General features: G+C 61.9%; 19 protein-coding genes and 1 pseudogene. 11 read left to right on the top strand and 9 right to left on the bottom strand.

The window, feature by feature from the left end; genetic code table 11:
* Positions 1–150 precede the first annotated feature (150 nt).
* Entirely contained in the window at positions 151–2,601 is a 2,451-nt protein-coding gene (locus BBF94_RS26830; RefSeq protein WP_065261930.1) for a penicillin acylase family protein, read from the bottom strand.
* A gap of 144 nt (positions 2,602–2,745) precedes the next feature.
* Positions 2,746–3,389: pseudogene (locus tag BBF94_RS26825) on the bottom strand (glutathione binding-like protein).
* Between the two features lie 138 nt (positions 3,390–3,527).
* Between BBF94_RS26825 and BBF94_RS26820 the strand changes: the two are divergent.
* The gene (locus BBF94_RS26820; protein ID WP_065261931.1) at positions 3,528–4,088 is read left to right on the top strand and encodes a cysteine hydrolase family protein; all 561 of its coding nucleotides are present in this window, start codon (positions 3,528–3,530) and stop codon (positions 4,086–4,088) included.
* Positions 4,089–4,233: 145 nt separating this feature from the next.
* On the opposite strand, the gene BBF94_RS26815 is transcribed toward BBF94_RS26820, so the two are convergent.
* From BBF94_RS26815 to BBF94_RS26800, 4 genes are read right to left on the bottom strand one after another with little or no spacing between them, the layout of a single operon-like run.
* Entirely contained in the window at positions 4,234–4,440 is a 207-nt protein-coding gene (locus tag BBF94_RS26815) for an SEC-C metal-binding domain-containing protein (RefSeq protein WP_065261929.1), read from the bottom strand.
* 5 nt (positions 4,441–4,445) lie between these two features.
* Entirely contained in the window at positions 4,446–4,931 is a 486-nt protein-coding gene (locus BBF94_RS26810; protein WP_065261928.1) for an LEA type 2 family protein, read from the bottom strand.
* A gap of 41 nt (positions 4,932–4,972) precedes the next feature.
* Positions 4,973–5,449, bottom strand: a complete 477-nt coding sequence (locus BBF94_RS26805; protein WP_065261927.1) for a YchJ family protein — start codon at positions 5,447–5,449, stop codon at positions 4,973–4,975.
* A 4-nt stretch (positions 5,450–5,453) separates the two neighbouring features.
* Positions 5,454–5,951, bottom strand: coding sequence for a DUF6231 family protein (locus tag BBF94_RS26800; protein ID WP_065261926.1), 498 nt, complete (start codon positions 5,949–5,951; stop codon positions 5,454–5,456).
* A gap of 199 nt (positions 5,952–6,150) precedes the next feature.
* Here BBF94_RS26800 and BBF94_RS26795 point away from each other — a divergent pair, with 199 nt between their 5' ends.
* The 4 genes from BBF94_RS26795 to BBF94_RS26780 all read left to right on the top strand — a co-directional run bounded on the left by BBF94_RS26795 (position 6,151) and on the right by BBF94_RS26780 (position 8,852).
* Positions 6,151–6,846, top strand: coding sequence for an OmpA family protein (locus BBF94_RS26795; RefSeq protein WP_065261925.1), 696 nt, complete (start codon positions 6,151–6,153; stop codon positions 6,844–6,846).
* A 90-nt stretch (positions 6,847–6,936) separates the two neighbouring features.
* Positions 6,937–7,659: an OmpA family protein gene (locus BBF94_RS26790; RefSeq protein WP_065261924.1), complete on the top strand. Its 723-nt coding sequence runs from the start codon at positions 6,937–6,939 to the stop codon at positions 7,657–7,659.
* A gap of 163 nt (positions 7,660–7,822) precedes the next feature.
* Entirely contained in the window at positions 7,823–8,101 is a 279-nt protein-coding gene (locus tag BBF94_RS26785; RefSeq protein ID WP_065261923.1) for a DUF1145 domain-containing protein, read from the top strand.
* Positions 8,094–8,852 carry a collagen-like triple helix repeat-containing protein gene (locus BBF94_RS26780; protein ID WP_065261922.1) on the top strand — a complete coding sequence of 253 codons (759 nt, stop codon included), beginning with the start codon at positions 8,094–8,096 and terminating at the stop codon, positions 8,850–8,852. Before BBF94_RS26785 ends, BBF94_RS26780 begins: the two co-directional genes overlap by 8 nt.
* An 89-nt stretch (positions 8,853–8,941) precedes the next feature.
* Here the strand turns inward: BBF94_RS26780 and BBF94_RS26775 are convergent, their stop codons facing one another.
* Complete coding sequence (locus BBF94_RS26775; protein WP_065261921.1) at positions 8,942–9,406, bottom strand: CopD family protein; 465 nt, start codon at positions 9,404–9,406, stop codon at positions 8,942–8,944.
* 99 nt (positions 9,407–9,505) lie between these two features.
* Here BBF94_RS26775 and dinG point away from each other — a divergent pair, with 99 nt between their 5' ends.
* The 5 genes from dinG to pdxH all read left to right on the top strand — a co-directional run bounded on the left by dinG (position 9,506) and on the right by pdxH (position 17,343).
* Positions 9,506–11,650, top strand: a complete 2,145-nt coding sequence (dinG, locus tag BBF94_RS26770) for an ATP-dependent DNA helicase DinG (protein WP_065261920.1) — start codon at positions 9,506–9,508, stop codon at positions 11,648–11,650.
* Positions 11,651–11,745: 95 nt separating this feature from the next.
* Positions 11,746–14,097 (top strand): beta-galactosidase, encoded by a 2,352-nt coding sequence (locus BBF94_RS26765; protein ID WP_065261919.1) that lies wholly within the window; start codon positions 11,746–11,748, stop codon positions 14,095–14,097.
* A 217-nt stretch (positions 14,098–14,314) separates the two neighbouring features.
* The gene (locus tag BBF94_RS26760; protein ID WP_065261918.1) at positions 14,315–15,460 is read left to right on the top strand and encodes a serine hydrolase domain-containing protein; all 1,146 of its coding nucleotides are present in this window, start codon (positions 14,315–14,317) and stop codon (positions 15,458–15,460) included.
* 113 nt (positions 15,461–15,573) lie between these two features.
* The gene (locus BBF94_RS26755) at positions 15,574–16,671 is read left to right on the top strand and encodes an OmpA family protein (RefSeq protein ID WP_065261917.1); all 1,098 of its coding nucleotides are present in this window, start codon (positions 15,574–15,576) and stop codon (positions 16,669–16,671) included.
* A 24-nt stretch (positions 16,672–16,695) separates the two neighbouring features.
* A complete protein-coding gene (gene pdxH / locus BBF94_RS26750) occupies positions 16,696–17,343 on the top strand; it encodes a pyridoxamine 5'-phosphate oxidase (protein ID WP_065261916.1) in 648 nt (215 codons plus the stop codon).
* A gap of 5 nt (positions 17,344–17,348) precedes the next feature.
* Here pdxH and BBF94_RS26745 read toward each other — a convergent pair whose 3' ends face one another.
* The gene (locus tag BBF94_RS26745; protein ID WP_065261915.1) at positions 17,349–17,585 is read right to left on the bottom strand and encodes a hypothetical protein; all 237 of its coding nucleotides are present in this window, start codon (positions 17,583–17,585) and stop codon (positions 17,349–17,351) included.
* Positions 17,586–17,753: 168 nt separating this feature from the next.
* On the opposite strand from BBF94_RS26745, the gene BBF94_RS26740 reads away from it, so the two are divergent.
* Positions 17,754–18,218 (top strand): outer membrane lipoprotein, encoded by a 465-nt coding sequence (locus BBF94_RS26740; protein WP_065261914.1) that lies wholly within the window; start codon positions 17,754–17,756, stop codon positions 18,216–18,218.
* 63 nt (positions 18,219–18,281) lie between these two features.
* On the opposite strand, the gene BBF94_RS26735 is transcribed toward BBF94_RS26740, so the two are convergent.
* A complete protein-coding gene (locus tag BBF94_RS26735; RefSeq protein WP_065261913.1) occupies positions 18,282–18,536 on the bottom strand; it encodes a colicin E3-like toxin immunity protein in 255 nt (84 codons plus the stop codon).
* Positions 18,537–18,777: the final 241 nt, after the last annotated feature.

Here is an 18,777-nt window from a genome sequence, read left to right as displayed (position 1 = left end):
AGGTGTCTGGCGAGGTTCGTCGACCTGTGAAAACGAGTCGATTATGGATTGGTGGAACACTTTCAGGTCGATATAAGGCTGAAGCATCCCCCAATCGGTCCCCTCTCCCTCCGGGAGAGGGTTAGGGTGAGGGGCTCTTGATCTTTAAACCTATTTCCCGGGAGTCAGCGTCAGCCGCGTCTTGCCATATACCCGCTCAAAGTTCTGCGGCTGCATCGGCAAGCCGATGTACTGGCCCTTGAGCCAGGGATCGATCCCGTTGAGGTAGTTCGGACTGGCCGGGTTACCCGATTGCCCCGTACCGTTCTGGCCCGTCAGCGGTTCGCTCTGACTGAAGTCGACGATGAAACGCATCGACGGCGCCCGGGTGGTGTTGAAGTCCTGGCCCCAGGCGAACGCCGCCGTGTTCAGTGTAGTGTGGTCACCACCCGCAGCAATCGGACCGCGAACGGTCTGGCCGTTGGCGTTCTTCCATTCGTAGCGATGCAGTTTGCCCCACTGCCAGGTTTTGTGATCGCCACCCAGTTGACTGTCGCCGGCGCTGATTGCTGCTGCCAGGCTGCGGGCGAGGATCGCCGGTTTGTCTTCTTTCTGCGGCGTGCGGGCGTCGTCCCAGAACGGACTGTCCTCGCGGCCCAGCAAATGATCGGCCTGGGCCGAGTAGGACAGATCGCCATTGGCGATAAACGCTTTCCACGCCGGGCTGTTTTGCGGGCCGAGTTCATCGAGGAAGATCTGCTTCATGCTTTCCTGCAGGAACAGCTCGTAGATCGCCGCATCGGCGGAGGTCGGGCTGAGCTTGCCGTCAAACGCCATCAGGCGGCTGTAGGCCTCGCGGGCCTTGCTGCGGTCGGCTTCCGGCAGGGCGTCGATCGCCTGTTTCAGCGGCTGCGCCATGCCCGGAGCTTCGAACATCTTCTTCAGTTTGGCGGCGAACGTGGTGGTCTGGTCGTACTGCATGGCGATCATGCTGCGGCTGTCCAGTTTGCCGCTGCCGGCCATTTCCGCAAGACGCTCGCCGCGCTCCGGCGCGGCCCAGGAGTTGGACAACTGCATGCCGTAGCCGTGAGGAATGACCCGCTGGTTGGCAGTGCCGAGCCAGCCCTGCGGCGGATCCTGATCGTACGGGTGCAGCATCGGGTCGGCGTAACCGTCCCAGTCGTAGCGACCGTCCCAGCCCGGCGACGGCAGCAGGCCTTCGCCTTCACGGCGGTTCGGGAAACGCCCGGTGACTTGCCAGCCGATGTTGCTGGCGTCGGCAAACACCAGGTTCAGCGCGATGGCGCGGATTTCCCGGCTGGCGTCGGACGCGCGTTCAGCGGTTTGCGCACGGCTCAGATCGAAAAACGCATCGAGGGATTTGTCGTCGGTGAAGCTCGGGGTCTGCAAGGCCAGGCCGAAACCTGCGCCCTGGGCGCCAGCCTGAGCACTGTTGAGCAGCGCGCCATGGCGGGTTTCGTACACCGCTTCGCGAATCGGCCGCTGGCCTTTGACGAAGTAGGTTTCGTTGCGCACGCCCAGCGGTTGCCATTTGCCGTTGACCTCGTAGGTCAGGCTGTTGCCCTGGCGGCGGATTTTTTCCAGGAACAGGTCCTGGTTATCACCGAAGACGCTGGTCGCGCTCCACGCCACTTTGCCGTTGAAACCGCCCAGCACCATCGGCAGACCGGCCACGGTCACGCCGGCGGCCTGGTATTTCGGTGCGTGAATCTGCACGAAACTCCACAGCGAAGGCGCGGCCAGCGGCCCGTGGCTGTCGCTGGCCAGCAGGCTCTTGCCGCTGCGGCTGCGTTGCGGGGCAATCGCCCAGTTGTTCGAAGTACTGGCGCCGAGCAGGTTCATCGCCGCCAGTTGTTCACTGGCGTTGCTCAGTTCGCTCAGGCCCGGAATCTGCCCGTTGAGCTTGATGCCTTGCAGCTTTTCGGCTTCGGCCAGCGGCAGGTTTTCGTCAGGGGCGGACGGGGTCAGCCACGCCAGTTTGTCGGTGGTGACGGTCTGCGCCAGCACCAGCGAAGCGATTTCCTCCGGCAGGTTGGCCGACTGGCTGAAGTTCAGCAGGCAGAAAATCAGCGCCGAGTCTTCCGGTTTCCAGTATTCAGGCTTGTAGCCGCTGGAGGCCAGATCCCCCGGCAACTTGTCGGCGTAGCGGAACAGGTAGGCGTTGACGCCCCGGGCATAGACTTCGAAAAAGCGCTTGAGCCTTGGCGACGAGGCCTTGTACAGCTCGCCGGCGCTTTTTTTCAGGTTGACGGCGCGCATGTAGCGGTCGGCGTCGAGCATCGACGCACCGGACATTTCCGCCAGACGCCCCTGGGCCAGCAGGCGCAGGGTGACCATCTGATTGATGCGGTCGCTGGCGTGCACGTAGCCGAGGGCGAACAACGCGTCGTGGAAGCTGTTGCTTTCAATCAGCGGCATGCCCATGGCATTGCGCCGTACCGAAACGTTCTGCGCCAGGCCCTTGAGTGGCTGTACACCGGAGGTCGGCGGGAGGGTGTCCTGAGCGTTCCAGGTCTGGCAACCGGAGAGGCTCAGGGCACCGGTCACTGCTGCGGCAACGCCGAACCGGGGAAGAAAATGTGAAAGGGCTGGCGAGGCCATGGCAAAGCTCCTGCGGGGGTGTAGAGGCTGGGGGCGCAATAAAGCCGCTACGTTAGTGAGCAGGAGGGGGCCGCGCAAGCGGGGCGAGCGGTTATTTCTTCCCGTTGATCGTTCCCGTGTACGGGAACGATCAGGTCAGGTCACTCAAGCCTTCGGCGGATTGATCTTCTGCACCAACGCGTAGGCTTTCACGGTCGCCGGGCGGTCCTTGATGTGGTTGAACCAGCGCAGCACGTTCGGGAAGTCTTCCAGATTCTGGCTCTGCCACTTGTGGGAGACGATCCAGGGGTAGATCGCCATGTCGGCGATGCTGTATTCGCTGCCGGCGACGAACTCGTTTTTGGCCAGTTGTTTGTCCAGCACACCGTACAGGCGAGCGGTTTCATCGATGTAGCGCTTGATCGCATAGGGAATCTTTTCCGGGGCGAACTGGCTGAAGTGATGATTCTGCCCGGCCATCGGCCCCAGCCCGCCCATCTGCCAGAACAGCCATTGCAGCGCCACCTGGCGGCCACGCAGATCCTTGGGCAGGAACTTCCCGGTCTTCTCGGCGAGGTACAACAGAATCGCCCCGGACTCGAACAGCGACAACGGCTCGCCGCCATCGGCCGGCTCATGATCGACGATGGCCGGGATGCGATTGTTCGGCGCGATCTTCAGGAAGTGCGGCTGGAACTGCTCGCCCTGGCTGATGTTGATCGGGTGCACGTTGTAGCGCAGGCCGGCTCTTCGAGGAACAGGGAAATCTTGTGGCCGTTGGGCGTGGTCCAGTAATACAGGTCGATCATGGAAAGCTCCAAATCAGGAAAGGTACGGACAGCAAACGCCGGCTTCAGGTTGTCCCGTGTGCGTTCGATAGCTTGCTTGGTTACAGGAGGTGATGTTCAAGTACGGGAAATTCAATGACCCCGCGTGAGAAAATCGCCATGGAGCTCAAGGCCAACGCTGCATTGATCATCATCGACCAGCAAAAGGGCATTCTGGAGCCGCGTCTGGGTCGGCGGAATAATCCGTTGGCCGAAGAACGGATCCTCGATTTGCTGAACTTCTGGCGGCGCAGCGGGCGGCCGGTGATCCATGTTCAGCACTTGTCGCGCTCACCGGATTCGGTGTTCTGGCCCGAGCAGTCCGGGGTGGAATTTCAGGAAAGATTCCTGCCGCAGGACGGTGAATGGCTGATCCGGAAACAGGTGCCGGATGCATTTTGTGCGACGGGGCTGGAAGCGAAGCTGCGTGAGGCGGGGATCGGGCAGTTGCTCATCGTCGGTGTGGCGACGAACAATTCCGTGGAGTCCACGGCACGCACGGCGGGCAATCTGGGGTTCGACGCCTGGGTGGCGGAGGATGCGTGCTTTACCTTCGACAAGGCTGATTATTTCGGCACGCTGCGTTCGGCTGAAGAAGTGCATGCCATGTCGCTGGGGAATCTGCACGAGGAGTATGCGACGGTGGTCAGCAGTGCCGAGGTTCTCGGGGGCGTCCGATAGGGATTTGCTGAATGTGCCGCCGCCATCGCTGGCAAGCCAGCTCCCACATTTGACCGAGTTGCTCCTGACGGAACGCGATCCCTGTGGGAGCGAGCTTGCTCGCGATTGGCGGTGTATCAGGCGAAGAAAATATTTACCTGAAACATCAAGCGCCGTGGCACTTCTTGAATTTCTTGCCGTTGCCGCACGGGCAAGGGTCGTTGCGGCCGACGTCCTTCAAGGCGTTGCGCACCGGCTCCTGGTGGGCGTGGCCGCAGTGCGGGCCGTGGACATGGCCATGGTCGTGATCATGGTGGTGATGGTCATGATCGTGGTTGCAGTCAGGGCCATGGACATGAGGTTGCTGGGTCATCGGGGTCACTCCGTAATCAAATCGGCGGGGATTATCACGCCATTGCGCTCCAGGTGCACGTAGTGAGCGATGAATAAACCGGTTTCCATCTCGCCCTGCAGCCGGTAGGGAACCTGCTGGTGCGGATTCTTCAGCATTTTCACCACGTCCTTGACCTTCGGCCACAGGTTGGTGCGGATCGGCACCTTATAGAAAGCACTGCTTTTGGCCCTGACGGTGATCCAGTGTTCATGGTCGCCCTCGGCCAGCAGCATGTCGGCCAGGTGTACGCGGTATTCGAGGCCGCGCACGGTCAGTTCGCTGTCATTGGGATTGTCGATGCGAAAGTGCAGGATGAATTTCTGCTCCAGCAACTTGGCGCGCACCACTTCGACCTTCACCAGGTGCACGGCGGGGTCGAGGGTGTCGTCGGCGAACCAAGAGGCACAGCCGCCGAGCCCCAGGAACAGCAGCAGCGTGAAGGCTTTGAATATGTGCCATTGACCGACCATCGCAGAACTCCCTTTTGCGCCCAGTCTAGTCGCCACTCACCTCACGCGCCGAAATAGCCCGCGCAACATTTCTTGAACTTCTGCCCGCTGGCGCAGGGGCAGGCATCGTTACGACCGAGCTTGAGCTGCACGGTCGGATCGATGAAGTACCAGCGCCCGCCGTTCTGAACGAACGCGGAACGCTCGCGATGGCTGTGCTCGCCCTGGCTGTCATGCCAGCGTGCGGTGAAGGTGACGAAGGCGTGTTCCGGCTGGCCGCCGAAGACTTCCGAACTTTCCACGTCGAGGCCGAGCCAGGTGCTCGATGCACTCCAGTTGCTGATGGACTGGCGATCAAGTCCGGCCTGTTGGGCGGGCAGGGTGGTCGCCACCAGATAATCGATCAGGCCCAGTACATAGGCGCTGTAGCGCGAACGCATCAGGGCTTCGGCGCACGGTGCCGGATGGCCGGCGTGATAATGGCCGCAGCAGGCATCCAGCAGGTTGCCGCTGCCGCAGGGGCAAATGGCTGTACTCATTGCATTACCACCAGTATTTCCCGAAGTTTTCCGGATTGGCCCAGAACCGTGAGTTGAGCCAGTCGGGGACTTGTTTGTAGTCAAGCAGATCATAGGTGAACAGGGTCAGAACCTGTTCGTCCCGGGCGAAGCGTTCGCTGGCCTGGAGGGCGAGCGAATAGAAATCGGTTTCCTGCCAGCCGCTGGCCGGCAGGTCGGCCAGCACGGCGATGCGGCTGGCGTTGAGGTTGCGGATCCCGCCCAGCAGGTTCAGGCCATCGCGCTTGGGCAGATGCTCCAGGCAATCGACCACCAGTGCCAGGTCGAAACGCTGTGCGGCGAGGTCTGCGGGCAAGGCGCCGGGCGCGGCGTGGGCGACGCAGGTATCCGGATGCGCGTCCTTGAAAGCGGCCAGCGCCGGAAATTCGCTGGCGCCGATCAGCAGCAGGCGTGCCGGGGCGTAGCGGTCGAGCAGAGCGGCCAGTGCCTGCTGTGGCGTGCGGGAAGAAATCGCGACGTTCATCGAAGCTCCTCAATCAGATCGCCAAGACTAGCCTGCCCGGGCGTCGAGGCCTAGACCTCTGTTTCGCGGGTTTGCGGCAGCGGCGTCGAAGTCCTGTGAACAGGCTCGCAAACAGCGGTGGCCTATTGCTGGCGGAGATTAAAACTCCGGTCTTTACTCCCTGAATCGGTTACAAGCCGATCCCTCAGGAGAAAACTAGATGAGCATAGTTCGGACAGCACTACCCTTGGTTCTGCTAACCAGTGTGTTGACTGGTTGCGCAGGTTTGCAGAAAACCGACTGGCCGACCTGTGCGGCTGTCGGAGGTGTCGTCGGCGCGGGTCTCGGGGCGACGGAAAGCTCGTCGTGGGCCGGCTATGGCGCGTTGCTGGTCGGTGGTACGGCGGCGGCCTATTGCTGGGTGCACGGCGATGGCGATGAAGACGGCGATGGTGTGCCGGACAGTCGCGACAAGTGCCCGCACACGCCTCGCGGTACCAAGGTCGACGCAGACGGTTGCCCGTTCCCGGCCCCTGCGCCCGTGGTTGAAGAAGCGGTCGTGGTCAAGGAAGAAACCATCGTCATCCGCGATGTGCACTTCCAGTTCGACAAGGCCACGCTGACGCCTTCCGACAAGCAAGTGCTCGACAAGGTCGCCACGCGCCTGAAACAGGAATCGAGCACGGCGCGTCTGACCGTGACCGGCCACACCGACAGCGTCGGCAGCGATGCCTACAACAAGAAACTGTCGGATCGTCGCGCGCATTCGGTGGTGGAATACCTGATCCATGACGGTGTGCCACGTGCGAGCTTCGTTTCGGTGAGCGGTGCCGGTGAAAGCCAGCCAGTGGCGGACAACAAGACCGCCGAAGGCCGCGCATTGAACCGTCGTACCGAAATCAAAATCGAGCGTTGACACCCCTCGCATCCGCGGCTTGTGCAGTCGCGGATGCGGGTCTTTACTCCTGTGTAACCGGTATGGGCCGGTGACACAGGAGCTTTCACAATGAATGGTTTCTCAAGGTCCGTCTTGCCGGTCCTGCTGCTGGGCAGCCTGTTGACCGGTTGCGCAACCCACAGCGATGGCACTGCTCCCCTCAATCAACGTACCTGGCCGATCTGCAGCGTCATTGGCGGACTGGTCGGCGGCGGTCTCGGCGCCATCGAAAACGGCGGCTGGGCCGCGGGCGGTGCAGCACTGGGGATCCTCACCGGCGGGCTGATCTGTTATGCCCAGGATGGCGACGAGGACGGCGATGGCGTGTTCGACCGCCGCGACCGTTGCCCTGATACGCCGCCCAATACGCCGGTCGATCACCGCGGTTGTCCGCTGCCGCAATACCCGGTCACCGAGAAACCCGCCGAACCGGCACCGCAGACCGAAGTCATCACCCTCAACGATGCTGGCAACGTGCTGTTCGACTTTGACAAATCCGACCTCAAGCCTGCGGCGAAAAGTCAGCTGGATGCGCTGATGGACAAACTACGCAATGCCGACGTCGTGAGCATCAAGGTGATCGGTCACACCGACAGCAAGGGCACCGATGCCTACAACCAGGCCCTGTCGGAGCGCCGTGCGAGCAGTGTCGCCGCCTATCTGTTGAGTCAGGGGCTGGCGCCGGAAAAACTCACCAGTGAAGGGCGCGGCGAGCGCGAACCGGTTGCCGACAACGAGACCGAAGAAGGACGGGCGCAAAACCGTCGCGTGGAGTTGCACATCAATCGTTAGGAACAGTCTGTAGTCCGCAGGCTAGAGCTGTCGGTCGACGATCATCGTCGATCCGGCAGCGATCCGACGAGTGCCCGGAACTTTTTTATTTGCCCCTCTGGCTTATCCCGTATGGAAGCCGTTACTGTGCGCCCAAAGAATAATTCGCAACACGGGGGAGCGTATGAAGGTGTTCTGTGGGCTGGGGCGATTGTTGACCCTGGTGTTCTGCTGTGTGGTACTGGCCAATCAACTGGTGCCGTTTGTTCATCCGATGCACCTGCTGGTCAATCTGGCCGGTGTTCTGCTGCTGGCCATTCATCTTCTTGAAGTGCTGCTGTGCAACGCCAGCCTCAAAGGCCGGCCGCACCCATGGCGTGATCGTGGCCGTGTCCTGCTGTTCGGCGTTTTCCACCTGCAAACCATCCCGGCCCCGGCCGCTCCGGAGGCTTCCCATGCGTAAACTCTGCCTGCTCGCTGCATTCATCAGTCCTCTGGCCTGTGCCCAGGTCATGAATGTCGAACCCAATTCCCTGATGCGTCTGCCCAACACCACCAGCACCCTGCAACTGGAAAAACTGGTGGTCGCCGATTACGGCACCTTGCTGGTGCCCTCGAACGTGACCGAGCTGAGCGTCGGCGAACTGCAATTGGGTCGCGAAGCGCGCATCGCCATCGTGCCGGGCGAACAGGCGCTGGATCTGAAAGTGATCCGTGCCGAACTCGCCGAAGGCAGCCGCATCACCGCTCGCGGTGCGCCGGGAACCTATGAAAAAGCGGCCCGTGCCGGACGTAACCTGAATCTGCAGTTCAAGGCGCTGGAGGCTCCACGGCTGATCGTCGATGCCCGTGGCGGTACCGGTGCGCCGGGCTTCGTCGGGCTCGACGGAGCCAACGGTCAGGAACCGGGCTGCACCTGGGGCCAGGCCGGGCATGGTTTCGACGGCAGTGACGGCAGCAACGGCCAGCCCGGTGCGCCGGGTGCACTGGTGCGGCTGGAAGTGCCACGGGAGTTTCCGGCGGAGCTGATCAAGGTCGACGTGGCCGGAGGCGCCGGCGGCGCGGCAGGGCCTGGCGGTAAGGCGGGGGCGGGCGGCAAGTCCAAGGGCTGCCTGGTGTATCGCGCCGATGGCGGCAAGAACGGCAAGCCGGGGGCTGACGGACAGCCAGGGCCGGCCGGGGCGGCGGGTTCGGTTACGGTTCAGCGCCTGTAACCTTTCACCTGATTGCTTCCGTGCCGTTGATCGTTCCCACGCAGAGCGCGGGGAACGATCAATAACCAAGCGGGGACGTCAGCACCCCATCAGAACGACGGCCGCGCCGCTGCAATTGCCACCAGCAACACCCCGACCAACAGATTGAACCCCACCACCTTGCGAATCCGTCCCAGCACCGCTGCACCCGCCGGCCAGTCCTTCGCGTCAACCGCCGTGCGCAGTTCCGGCAGCATCAGTCCCTGAACCCGGATGAACAGGGCCGTCATCACCACGTACAACCCCATCATTACCTGCACGTATTTCGGCGCCGTTTCGAAACCGATGTGCTGCAGATGCAACATGCCCACGCCGGTCACCGGCAGCAGGATCACCGCTCCCCACACCCAGCGGAAAAAACCTTGAAACACTTCCACCCACAGGGTCAGCCGTCCGGGACCCTCCAGCGCCTTCACGGCCGCGGGACGCAGCACCATCCAGGCGAAAAACATGCCGCCGACCCACACCAGGGCGGCGAGGACGTGCAGTGGGTAAACGAGGCTAAAAGGTGTCATTGGGGTACTCCGTTCTGCGCGGGATCGATTCGCGGGGTATGATAGCCCTCCATTCGAACCACTGAAAATTTATCCAGCGTTTTTTGCGCCCGACATTCAATGATCAGCACTGAACTCAAAACCACGATCCAGGGCGCCTACTCGCGTTTTCTGGAGGCCAAGAGCCTCAAGCCGCGTTACGGCCAGCGTCTGATGATCGCTGAAGTCGCCAAGGTCCTCGGGGATATCGACACCGACGACGAGGGCCGGCGCAGCGGCGATCCCGCAATTGTCGCGGTGGAAGCCGGCACCGGTACCGGCAAGACCGTGGCCTACAGCCTGGCCGCCATTCCTACGGCGAAACTGGCCGGCAAGCGCCTGGTGATCGCCACCGCGACCGTCGCCCTGCAGGAGCAGATCGTTCACAAGGACTTGCCCGACCTGATGCGCAACAGCGGGCTGAACTTCAGCTTCGCCCTGGCCAAGGGCCGTGGCCGCTACATGTGCCTCTCCAAACTCGACATGCTGCTGCAGGAAGGCCACGCACAGACCGCCACGGCCCAGTTGTTCGAGGAAGAAGGCTTCAAGATCGAGGTCGACGAGGCCAGCCAGAAGCTGTTCACCAGCATGATCGAAAAGCTCGCCGGCAATAAATGGGACGGTGACCGCGACAGCTGGCCCACTGCGCTGGAAGACGCCGACTGGGCGCGGCTGACCACCGACCACAGTCAGTGCACCAACCGTCATTGCCCGAACTTCGGCCAGTGCGCCTTCTACAAGGCCCGCGAAGGCATGGGCAAGGTCGACGTGATCGTCACCAACCACGACATGGTGCTGGCCGACCTGGCGCTGGGCGGCGGGGCGGTCTTGCCTGACCCGCGCGACACCATTTATGTGTTCGACGAAGGCCACCACCTGCCGGACAAGGCCATCGGTCACTTCGCTCATTACACGCGGCTGCGCTCCACCGCCGACTGGCTGGAAACCACCGCCAAGAACCTCACCAAGCTGCTGGCCCAGCATCCGCTGCCGGGGGATCTCGGCAAGCTGATCGAGCAGGTGCCGGAACTGGCGCGGGAGATCAAGACCCAGCAGCAGTTCATGTTCACCGCCTGCGAGCAGATCGCCGACTTCAAGCCCGGCGAAGACGTCGAGGGTCGCGAACGGCCACGACATCGCTTCGTTGGCGGAGTGATTCCGGAACACCTGCGCGAGTTGGGCATCGAGCTGAAAAAAGGCTATGCCCGTCTCAACGATCTGTTTACCCGTCTGACCGACCTGCTCAAGGAGGGCATGGACGGCGAGGTCAACATCGGCATCGCCAGCAATCAGGCCGAAGAGTGGTATCCGCTGTTCGGCAGTCTGTTGTCCCGTGCCTCCGGCAACTGGGAGCTGTGGACCGCGTTCACCGCCGAAGACCCGGAAGAGAGCCCGCCGATGGCCCGCTGGCTGACACTGGCGGAAAGCGGTTCGCTGTTCGACATCGAGGTCAACGCCAGTCCGATCCTCGCCGCCGAAACCCTGCGCCGCAGTCTGTGGAACGTGGCCTACGGTTGTCTGGTGACCTCGGCGACATTGACCGCGCTCGGCACGTTCGACCGCTTCCGCATGCGTGCCGGCCTGCCGAAAAAAGCCGTCACCGCTGTGGTGCCGAGTCCGTTCCATCACGCCGATGCCGGTGTGTTGCGGGTGCCGGACCTGAAGGCCGATCCACGGGACGTCGCCGCTCACACGGCGGCAATCATTCGCGATCTGCCAGAGCTGGTCGAAGGCTCGCGAGGCAGTCTGGTGCTGTTCTCGTCGCGCAAGCAGATGCAGGACGTGTTCGACGGTCTTGACCGCGACTGGCGCAAGCAAGTGTTCATTCAAGGCAACCTGTCGAAACAGGAAACCCTGAACAAACACAAGGCGCGGGTCGATGGCGGTGATTCCAGCGTACTGTTCGGCCTCGCCAGTTTCGCCGAAGGCGTGGATTTGCCGGGGGCTTACTGCGAGCACGTGGTGATTGCCAAGATTCCGTTTTCGGTGCCGGACGATCCGGTCGAGGCCGCATTGTCGGAATGGATCGAAGCCCGGGGCGGCAATCCGTTCATGGAAATCTCGGTGCCCGATGCCTCGCTGAAGCTGGTTCAGGCCTGCGGTCGTCTGCTGCGTACCGAAGAGGATCGCGGCACCATCACCTTGCTGGACCGGCGACTGGTCACCCAGCGCTACGGCAAGGCGATCCTCAATGCGTTGCCTCCTTTCCGCCGTGAAATATCCTGAGACATCGGTGGGCAGTTTTGCCCGCCGCGTTGTCTATCTCTACGCCATCGCTTTTCCATTGGCCATTGCTGGTCGCTAGGGAGAAATCCGTTCTCATGATTCGTCGTACGTTGCCTGCCTTTTTTGCCCTGGTTTTCGCTGCGCCCTTGCTGGCGGCGCCTGCCGGGCAGCAGACCCTGTTCAATTTTGTTCGCCCCGCCGATGTGGTGAAAGTGGTGACCGAAAACGCCGACCTGCCGCAAGCCAACGCCGAGCAGACCCCCGAGGGCGAAGTGCTGCGCCGGGTGACGTTCAACCCGGTGGCGCGTCCGACCCTGCGCCTGACCCCGCAGACCGGTGCGTGGGACTGGTCGCAGTCCGGCATGATGAGCCTGCGTATCCAGAGCGCGATGAACTGGGCGGTGACCGTTTACGTACAGATCCAGAGCAACGACGGCAAGACCCTGGTCAGCCGTGTCGATCTGCCCGCCGGACCGGCGCAGACCCTGCTCGTACCGTTGACCGCAACCTCGCCACTGAGCCAGGGCATGAAGGCCGGGCCGTTGATGCCGATGACGATCGACGGCCAGCGCATCCTGCTGGCCAGCAGTTCCGGTGAACTGGATCGCAGCCAGGTCGTTTCCGTCAGCCTGTCGATGGACCAGCCGAAAGCCGCGCAAAGCTTGCTGTTGGAGCGCTTTGGCGTGCAGGACGAGGGCGAGGTGATCAAAGCCGCCTACGGCAATCTGGTGGATGCCTACGGTCAGTCGACCCGCGGCAAATGGCCGGAGAAAGTCGCCAATGACGAACAACTGAAATCCGCCGCCGCCAAGGAACAGCAACAGCTGAAAACCTGGCTGGCCGAGCGCGAAAAGTCTTCGCTCGACAAGTTCGGTGGGTTGAACAAGGGGCCGGCGTTCAAGGCCAGCGGCTTTTTCCGCACCGAAAAACTCGACGGTCGCTGGTATCTGGTGACGCCGGAGGGCCATCCGTTCTATTCCCTGGGTGTGAACACGGTCAGTCCCGAGGTCAACCAGACTTATGTGGCCGGTCGCGAATACATGTTCGAAGCCCTGCCAAAAGCCGATGAGCCGCTGGCCGTTCACTTCGGCGAAGGCGACAACCGTGGCGGCAACGGCGTCGATCAGGGCCGTGGCTTTGGCAATGGTCGCTGGTACGACTTCTATGGCGCCAACCTGCAACGCCTTTATGGCGAACCTTGCGCAGCTACGGCGGCGACCGAGAAAGCGCCGGCTACCCCGTGCAAGGCCACCGTCGACGAGCAGCAGTGGACCCGCCATACCCTTGACCGCCTGCAGGCGTGGGGTTTCAACACTGTCGGCAACTGGAGCGCACCGCAACTGGGCGACGCCGAGCGCTTGCCGTACACCTTGCCGCTGTCGATCGTCGGCGATTACGCCAGCATCAGTACCGGCAACGACTGGTGGGGCGGCATGCCTGACCCGTTCGACCCACGCTTCGCCATGGCTACCGAACGTGCGGTAGCGATTGCCGCCCGCGATCACCGTGACGATCCATGGCTGATCGGCTACTTCGCCGACAACGAACTGGCCTGGGCCGGTCCCGGTGACGATCCGAAGTCGCGTTACGCGCTGGCTTACGGCACTTTGAAAATGACCACCGACGTTCCGGCCAAGCGGGCGTTCCTCAAGCAATTGCGCGACAAATACCGCAATCAGGCGGGGCTGTCGAAGGCCTGGGGTATCGATCTGCCGGCGTGGGAGTTGATGGAAGACCCGGGTTTCGAGGCACCGTTGCCGAATCCGGAGCACCCGGAAATCGAGGCTGACTACAAATACTTCCAGAAAGTCTTCGCCGACACTTACTTCAAGACCATTTCCGATTCGCTGAAATGGCATGCGCCGAACCAGTTGCTGCTGGGCGGTCGTTTCGCCATCAGCACGCCGGAAGCCGTGGCCTCGTGCGCGCAATACTGCGACGTGCTGAGCTTCAACATGTACACCCTGAAACCCCAGGATGGCTATGACTTCGCTTCGCTGCGCAACCTCGACAAACCGGTGCTGATTACCGAGTTCAATTTCGGCTCGACCGATCGCGGCCCGTTCTGGGGCGGTGTGACGCCGTTGAGCAAGGAAGAAGACCGTGGCCCGGCGTATGCCAACTTCCTCAAGCAGGCGCTGAGCGAGCCATCGATTGTCGGCGTGCACTGGTTCCAGTATCTCGATCAACCGGTGACCGGGCGTCTGCTCGATGGCGAAAACGGTCACTTCGGTCTGGTGGGCGTGACTGACTTGCCGTATCAGGGTTTCGTCGAAGCTGTGCGCAAGAGCAATCTGGCGACCCTCGATCAACTCGGCAAAGAAGCCGCGAAAGCCGCTGCGGCGGCGGACAAGGCTGATCACCAGACCGAAGGCGGGCGCAAGGGCGAGGCCGGCAAAGGCCCGGGAGCCGGCCATGCGGGTGGGCATTCGGGTAATGGTCACTAAGATTCAGACCGCGTTATCGTTCTTCGCGAGCGGGCTCGCTCCCACATTGGATCTCTGGATCACTGAAGTTCTCGTGGGAGCGAGCCTGCTCGCGAAGGCGCCAGCCGCCTCAGCGAAAATTGTGAAATAACCGCCCGGCCCGCCACTGTTCCCAAATCCCTCAAGGGCTGGAACAATGCGGGCCACTTTGTAGAGCGTTTTCGCGGGGGAGTTGCGGGTGCAGATTCAGGGACATTACGAGCTTCAATTCGAAGCGGTGCGGGAAGCTTTTGCCGCACTGTTCGACGATCCCCAGGAACGCGGCGCCGCGTTGTGCATCCGGGTCGGCGGGGAAACCGTTCTTGACCTCTGGGCAGGCACCGCCGACAAGGACGGCAGCGAAGCCTGGCACAGCGACACCATCGCCAACCTGTTCTCCTGCACCAAGACCTTCACCGCCGTCACCGCGCTGCAACTGGTAGCCGAAGGCAAGTTGCAACTCGATGCGCCGGTCGCCCGCTACTGGCCGGAATTCGCCGCCGCCGGCAAGGAATCCGTGACGTTGCGTCAACTGCTTTGCCATCAGGCCGGCTTGCCGGCCCTGCGCGAGTTGTTGGCCCCTCAGGCCCTGTACGAGTGGCAGACCATGGTCGACGCCCTGGCGGCGGAAGCACCCTGGTGGACGCCGGGCACCGGGCACGGTTATGCCGCGATCACTTACGGCTGGCTGGTCGGCGAGCTGCTGCGACGGGCCGACGGGCGCGGGCCGGGGGAATCGATTGTGGCGCGGGTCGCCAAACCGTTGGGGCTGGATTTTCACGTCGGTCTGGCCGACGAGGAGTTTCACCGCGTCGCGCATATCGCCCGGGGCAAGGGCAATGTCGGTGACGCTGCCGCCCAGCGCCTGTTGCAGGTGACCATGCGTGAACCGACCGCCATGACCACCCGTGCCTTCACCAATCCGCCGTCGGTGCTCACCAGCACCAACAAACCGGAGTGGCGGCGCATGCAGCAACCGGCGGCCAACGGCCACGGCAATGCGCGCAGCCTGGCCGGGTTCTATGCCGGTCTGCTCGACGGCAGCTTGCTGGAAAGCGAAATGCTCGACGAATTGACCCGGGAACACAGCCTCGGCGAGGACAAGACCTTGCTGACCCGTACCCGTTTCGGTCTCGGTTGCATGCTCGATCAGCCTGATGTGCCAAACGCCACTTACGGCCTCGGCCCACGGGCGTTCGGTCATCCTGGCGCGGGCGGCTCCATCGGTTTTGCTGATCCGGAGCACGATGTGGCCTTCGGATTTGTGACAAATACCCTGGGGCCGTACGTCTTGATGGATCCGCGTGCGCAGAAGCTGGCGCGGGTGCTTGCCACTTGTCTGTAAAACATGGCTGGAGGTTCCAGGGCCGGAACCTCATTCGGCTTTTCGATTCAAAGCGTCTGTTTATCCGGGCGAAAGTCCTCTGATTGTCCATCACTAATTTTTGTGGGTTTCCAATGTCGTCCAAACAAACTCTCGCTCTGGCCCTGTGTTTCGCGATCACCGGTTGCGCTCAAACTCCGAAGAATGATGCCGATGGCGGCAGCTGGTGGCCGTTCGGTTCGTCCGACAAGGTCGCGGCCAAGGAACCGGCTCCAGCGCCAGCACCGGTGAAACCCGCCGCTACCGCCCCTGTCGCCAAGACCGAGAGCAGCAGCCACTGGTACTGGCCGTTCGGCTCCGACGATTCGGCAGACAAGGCCAGGGCCGACGTGAAACCCGAGGCCAAGCCTGCCGTTGTTGCCAAGGCGGATGCCGACACCGGCAGCAAGTGGTGGTGGCCGTTCGGCGGCAAGTCCCAGGACACCGCCAAGGCCGTACCGATGCCTGACCCGAAAGTGACCCAGGCCTGGCTCGACGATTACGAACCGCGCCTGCGCGAGGCGATCAAGGGCAGCAACCTGCAATTCGAACGTCGTGAAAACGTCCTCGTGGTCACCGCACCGGTTGAAGGTTCGTTCAACCCGAAACGCCCGGCCATGCTGTTGCCGGTGACACTGAGCCCGTTCACCAATATCGCCAAGATCCTCGAAGCCGATCCGAAAACCGCTGTCCTGGTACTGGGCCACAGCGACAACGCCGGTGTCGCAGCGGACAACACCAAACTCAGCCAGGAACGTGCCCAGTCCGTGGCGGCGATCTTCCGCATGAGCGGGCTGCAGCGTGATCGCCTGATGCTGCGCGGCATGGGTTCCGAGGCACCGCGTGCGGCCAACGACAGCGTTGAAGGGCGCGCCCTGAACCGTCGCGTCGAACTGCTGGTGACCCCGCAGAACACCATGGTTGCGCTGCTGAGCAAATACAACATGCCGGCACCGAAGCCGGTCACGATGGTCGCTGCCCAGGACGTCAAGCCAGTCGCCAAACCTGTGACCCCGGCGCCGGCCGCGAAGAAAGCCGCTGTTCCGGCCAGCAAAAAGGCTCCGGCCAAGAAAGCCGCCGCCAAAGCGCCAGCCAAGAAGGCACCGGCGAAGACGCCGGCCAAGAAAACCGCTCCAGCCAAAGCCGCCGCCAGCGACAAGAAAGTCGCTGCGACCGACGCGGCAAAACAGTGATCCGCTAACGAAAAGGAATGCGCCATGACCCAGGCTCTGGCAGATATGCGTCGTGATTACACCCGGGACGGCCTGACCGAGGCGCAAGCCCCGGCCGAGCCTTTCGCGCTGTTCCACCAGTGGTTTGCCGATGCGGTGAAAACCGAACAGGCGCCGGTGGAGGCCAACGCCATGACCCTGGCCACGGTCGATGCGGACGGGCGTCCGCACTGCCGCATTCTGCTGCTCAAGGGCCTGGACGAGCGGGGCTTCACCTTTTTCACCAACTACGAAAGCGCCAAGGGTCAGCATCTGGCCGCGAATCCGTTCGCGGCCATGACGTTCTTCTGGCCGACCCTGGAACGTCAGGTGCGCATCGAAGGACGGGTCGCCAAGGTCACGCCCGAGGAGTCCAACGCCTATTACCAGGTACGTCCGCTGGGCAGCCGGCTGGGCGCGTGGGCTTCGCCGCAGAGCCGGGTGATCAACGGCCGGGGTGAACTGGAAGATTTGCTCAAGGCCACCGAGCAGCGCTTCAGCGACACCCAGCCCGACTGCCCGGAACACTGGGGCGGTTACCGCTTGCTCCCCGAACGCATCGAGTTCTGGCAGGGGCGCGCCAGCCGTCTGCACGATCGCCTCAACTACCGTTTGCAGGGCGCCGACTGGATTCTTGAACGTCTGGCACCTTAAGCAGTCTACCGAGCGGGATAGCCTGCCGCAGCGGCCTCGAGCCACTTCGGCAGGTCCCGGCGCCTGATCTTCTGTGTCCGGGCCTGCGCCAGCCGTTCGAGCATGAAGGCGCGTTTGCCTTCATCCTTGCCGGCCAGCGACAATGCCAGATCGCGGTCCATCCAGCGTCTGATCCGCACGAACAACCACCAGTGGAAGTACAAACCGGCGACGGTCGTGACGACAATGATGAAGTAGTCCATGAAAATCCTTGGGGTCGGCGGCGCAAGCTTTGTATTTTGGCGCTACTGTTGGGTGAGTTCGTGGAGGCCCTGTACCGGGCCTGAATGAAACCAAATTTATCCGGGCGATGCCGTGACAGGCGTCAAGCTGCGGAGTTTAATGAATACCTGTCCTTTGGAGTTGATCCTATGCGTAAGTCTGTTCTGCTGGTTGCTTCCTTTTCCACGATGGCGATGTTGCTTGCCGGCTGCCAATCGAGCCTGACCGGTGACTCCTACTCCCGTGACGAAGCGCGTCGTGTGCAGACGATTCGCATGGGTACCATCGAATCCCTGCGTCCGGTGAAAATCGAAGGCACCAAGACCCCGATCGGCGGCGCAGCCGGTGCAGTGGTCGGCGGTGTCGGCGGCAGCGCCATCGGCGGCGGTAAAGGCAGCATCGTTGCAGCCGTTATCGGTGCCGTGGCCGGCGGCCTGATCGGTTCGGCCACCGAAGAAGGCCTGACCCGTACCCAGGGCGTTGAAATCACCGTACGCGAAGACGACGGCAGCATGCGCGCCTACGTGCAGCAAGTGCAGGAGAACGAAGTGTTCCGCGTCGGCGAGCGCGTACGGATTTCGACTGTCGGCGGGACCAGCCGCGTTTCGCACTAAGCGGGAACGAGCGGTAAAGGAAAACCCCGATCAGGTGACTGGTCGGGGTTTTTTGTTGGATGTTTACCAGTGATCGCGATAGACGAATGCGATTTGGTAGTCATAAGAAGATGAATCAATGACGTGCTTAAAGTGCGGTTGAAGAATACTCACCCAGTGTGAGAGCACATCGAATCCGCCGTTGTTTATATTGTTTTCAATTGGTATGCCGAGTGATTCGATTACAGAGCCATCGTCACCGAAGTCTTTTGATAATTCTCTTCCTATGCCGAGTTCGGTTTCCTTGTCATACCATTCGAGTCTGACTTTCAAGCCCACGAGGTTCTCCTGTAACTCTCACAACTTAGAGTGTTTTTATACATTGCATGTGTCAATTGGAAGTGGAAATCCTGATTCACAATTGATCTACCTGTAAGTCTTTCGATCGCTTGTATCTGTTGGGGGCTCAAATCTTATCCTTCCCAGCCATGTTGCTCCCTGATCCAACCCATGATGACTTTTATTTGCTCATCACATCCCGCCGGCAACTTAATTACGGAAGCCTGGAAGTCTGTTTTTT

It is taken from the genome of Pseudomonas bananamidigenes (genome assembly GCF_001679645.1).
Lineage (GTDB): Bacteria > Pseudomonadota > Gammaproteobacteria > Pseudomonadales > Pseudomonadaceae > Aquipseudomonas > Aquipseudomonas bananamidigenes.
Note: the sequence above shows the minus strand (reverse complement) of the source record. Positions and strands in the feature narration are given on the sequence as shown.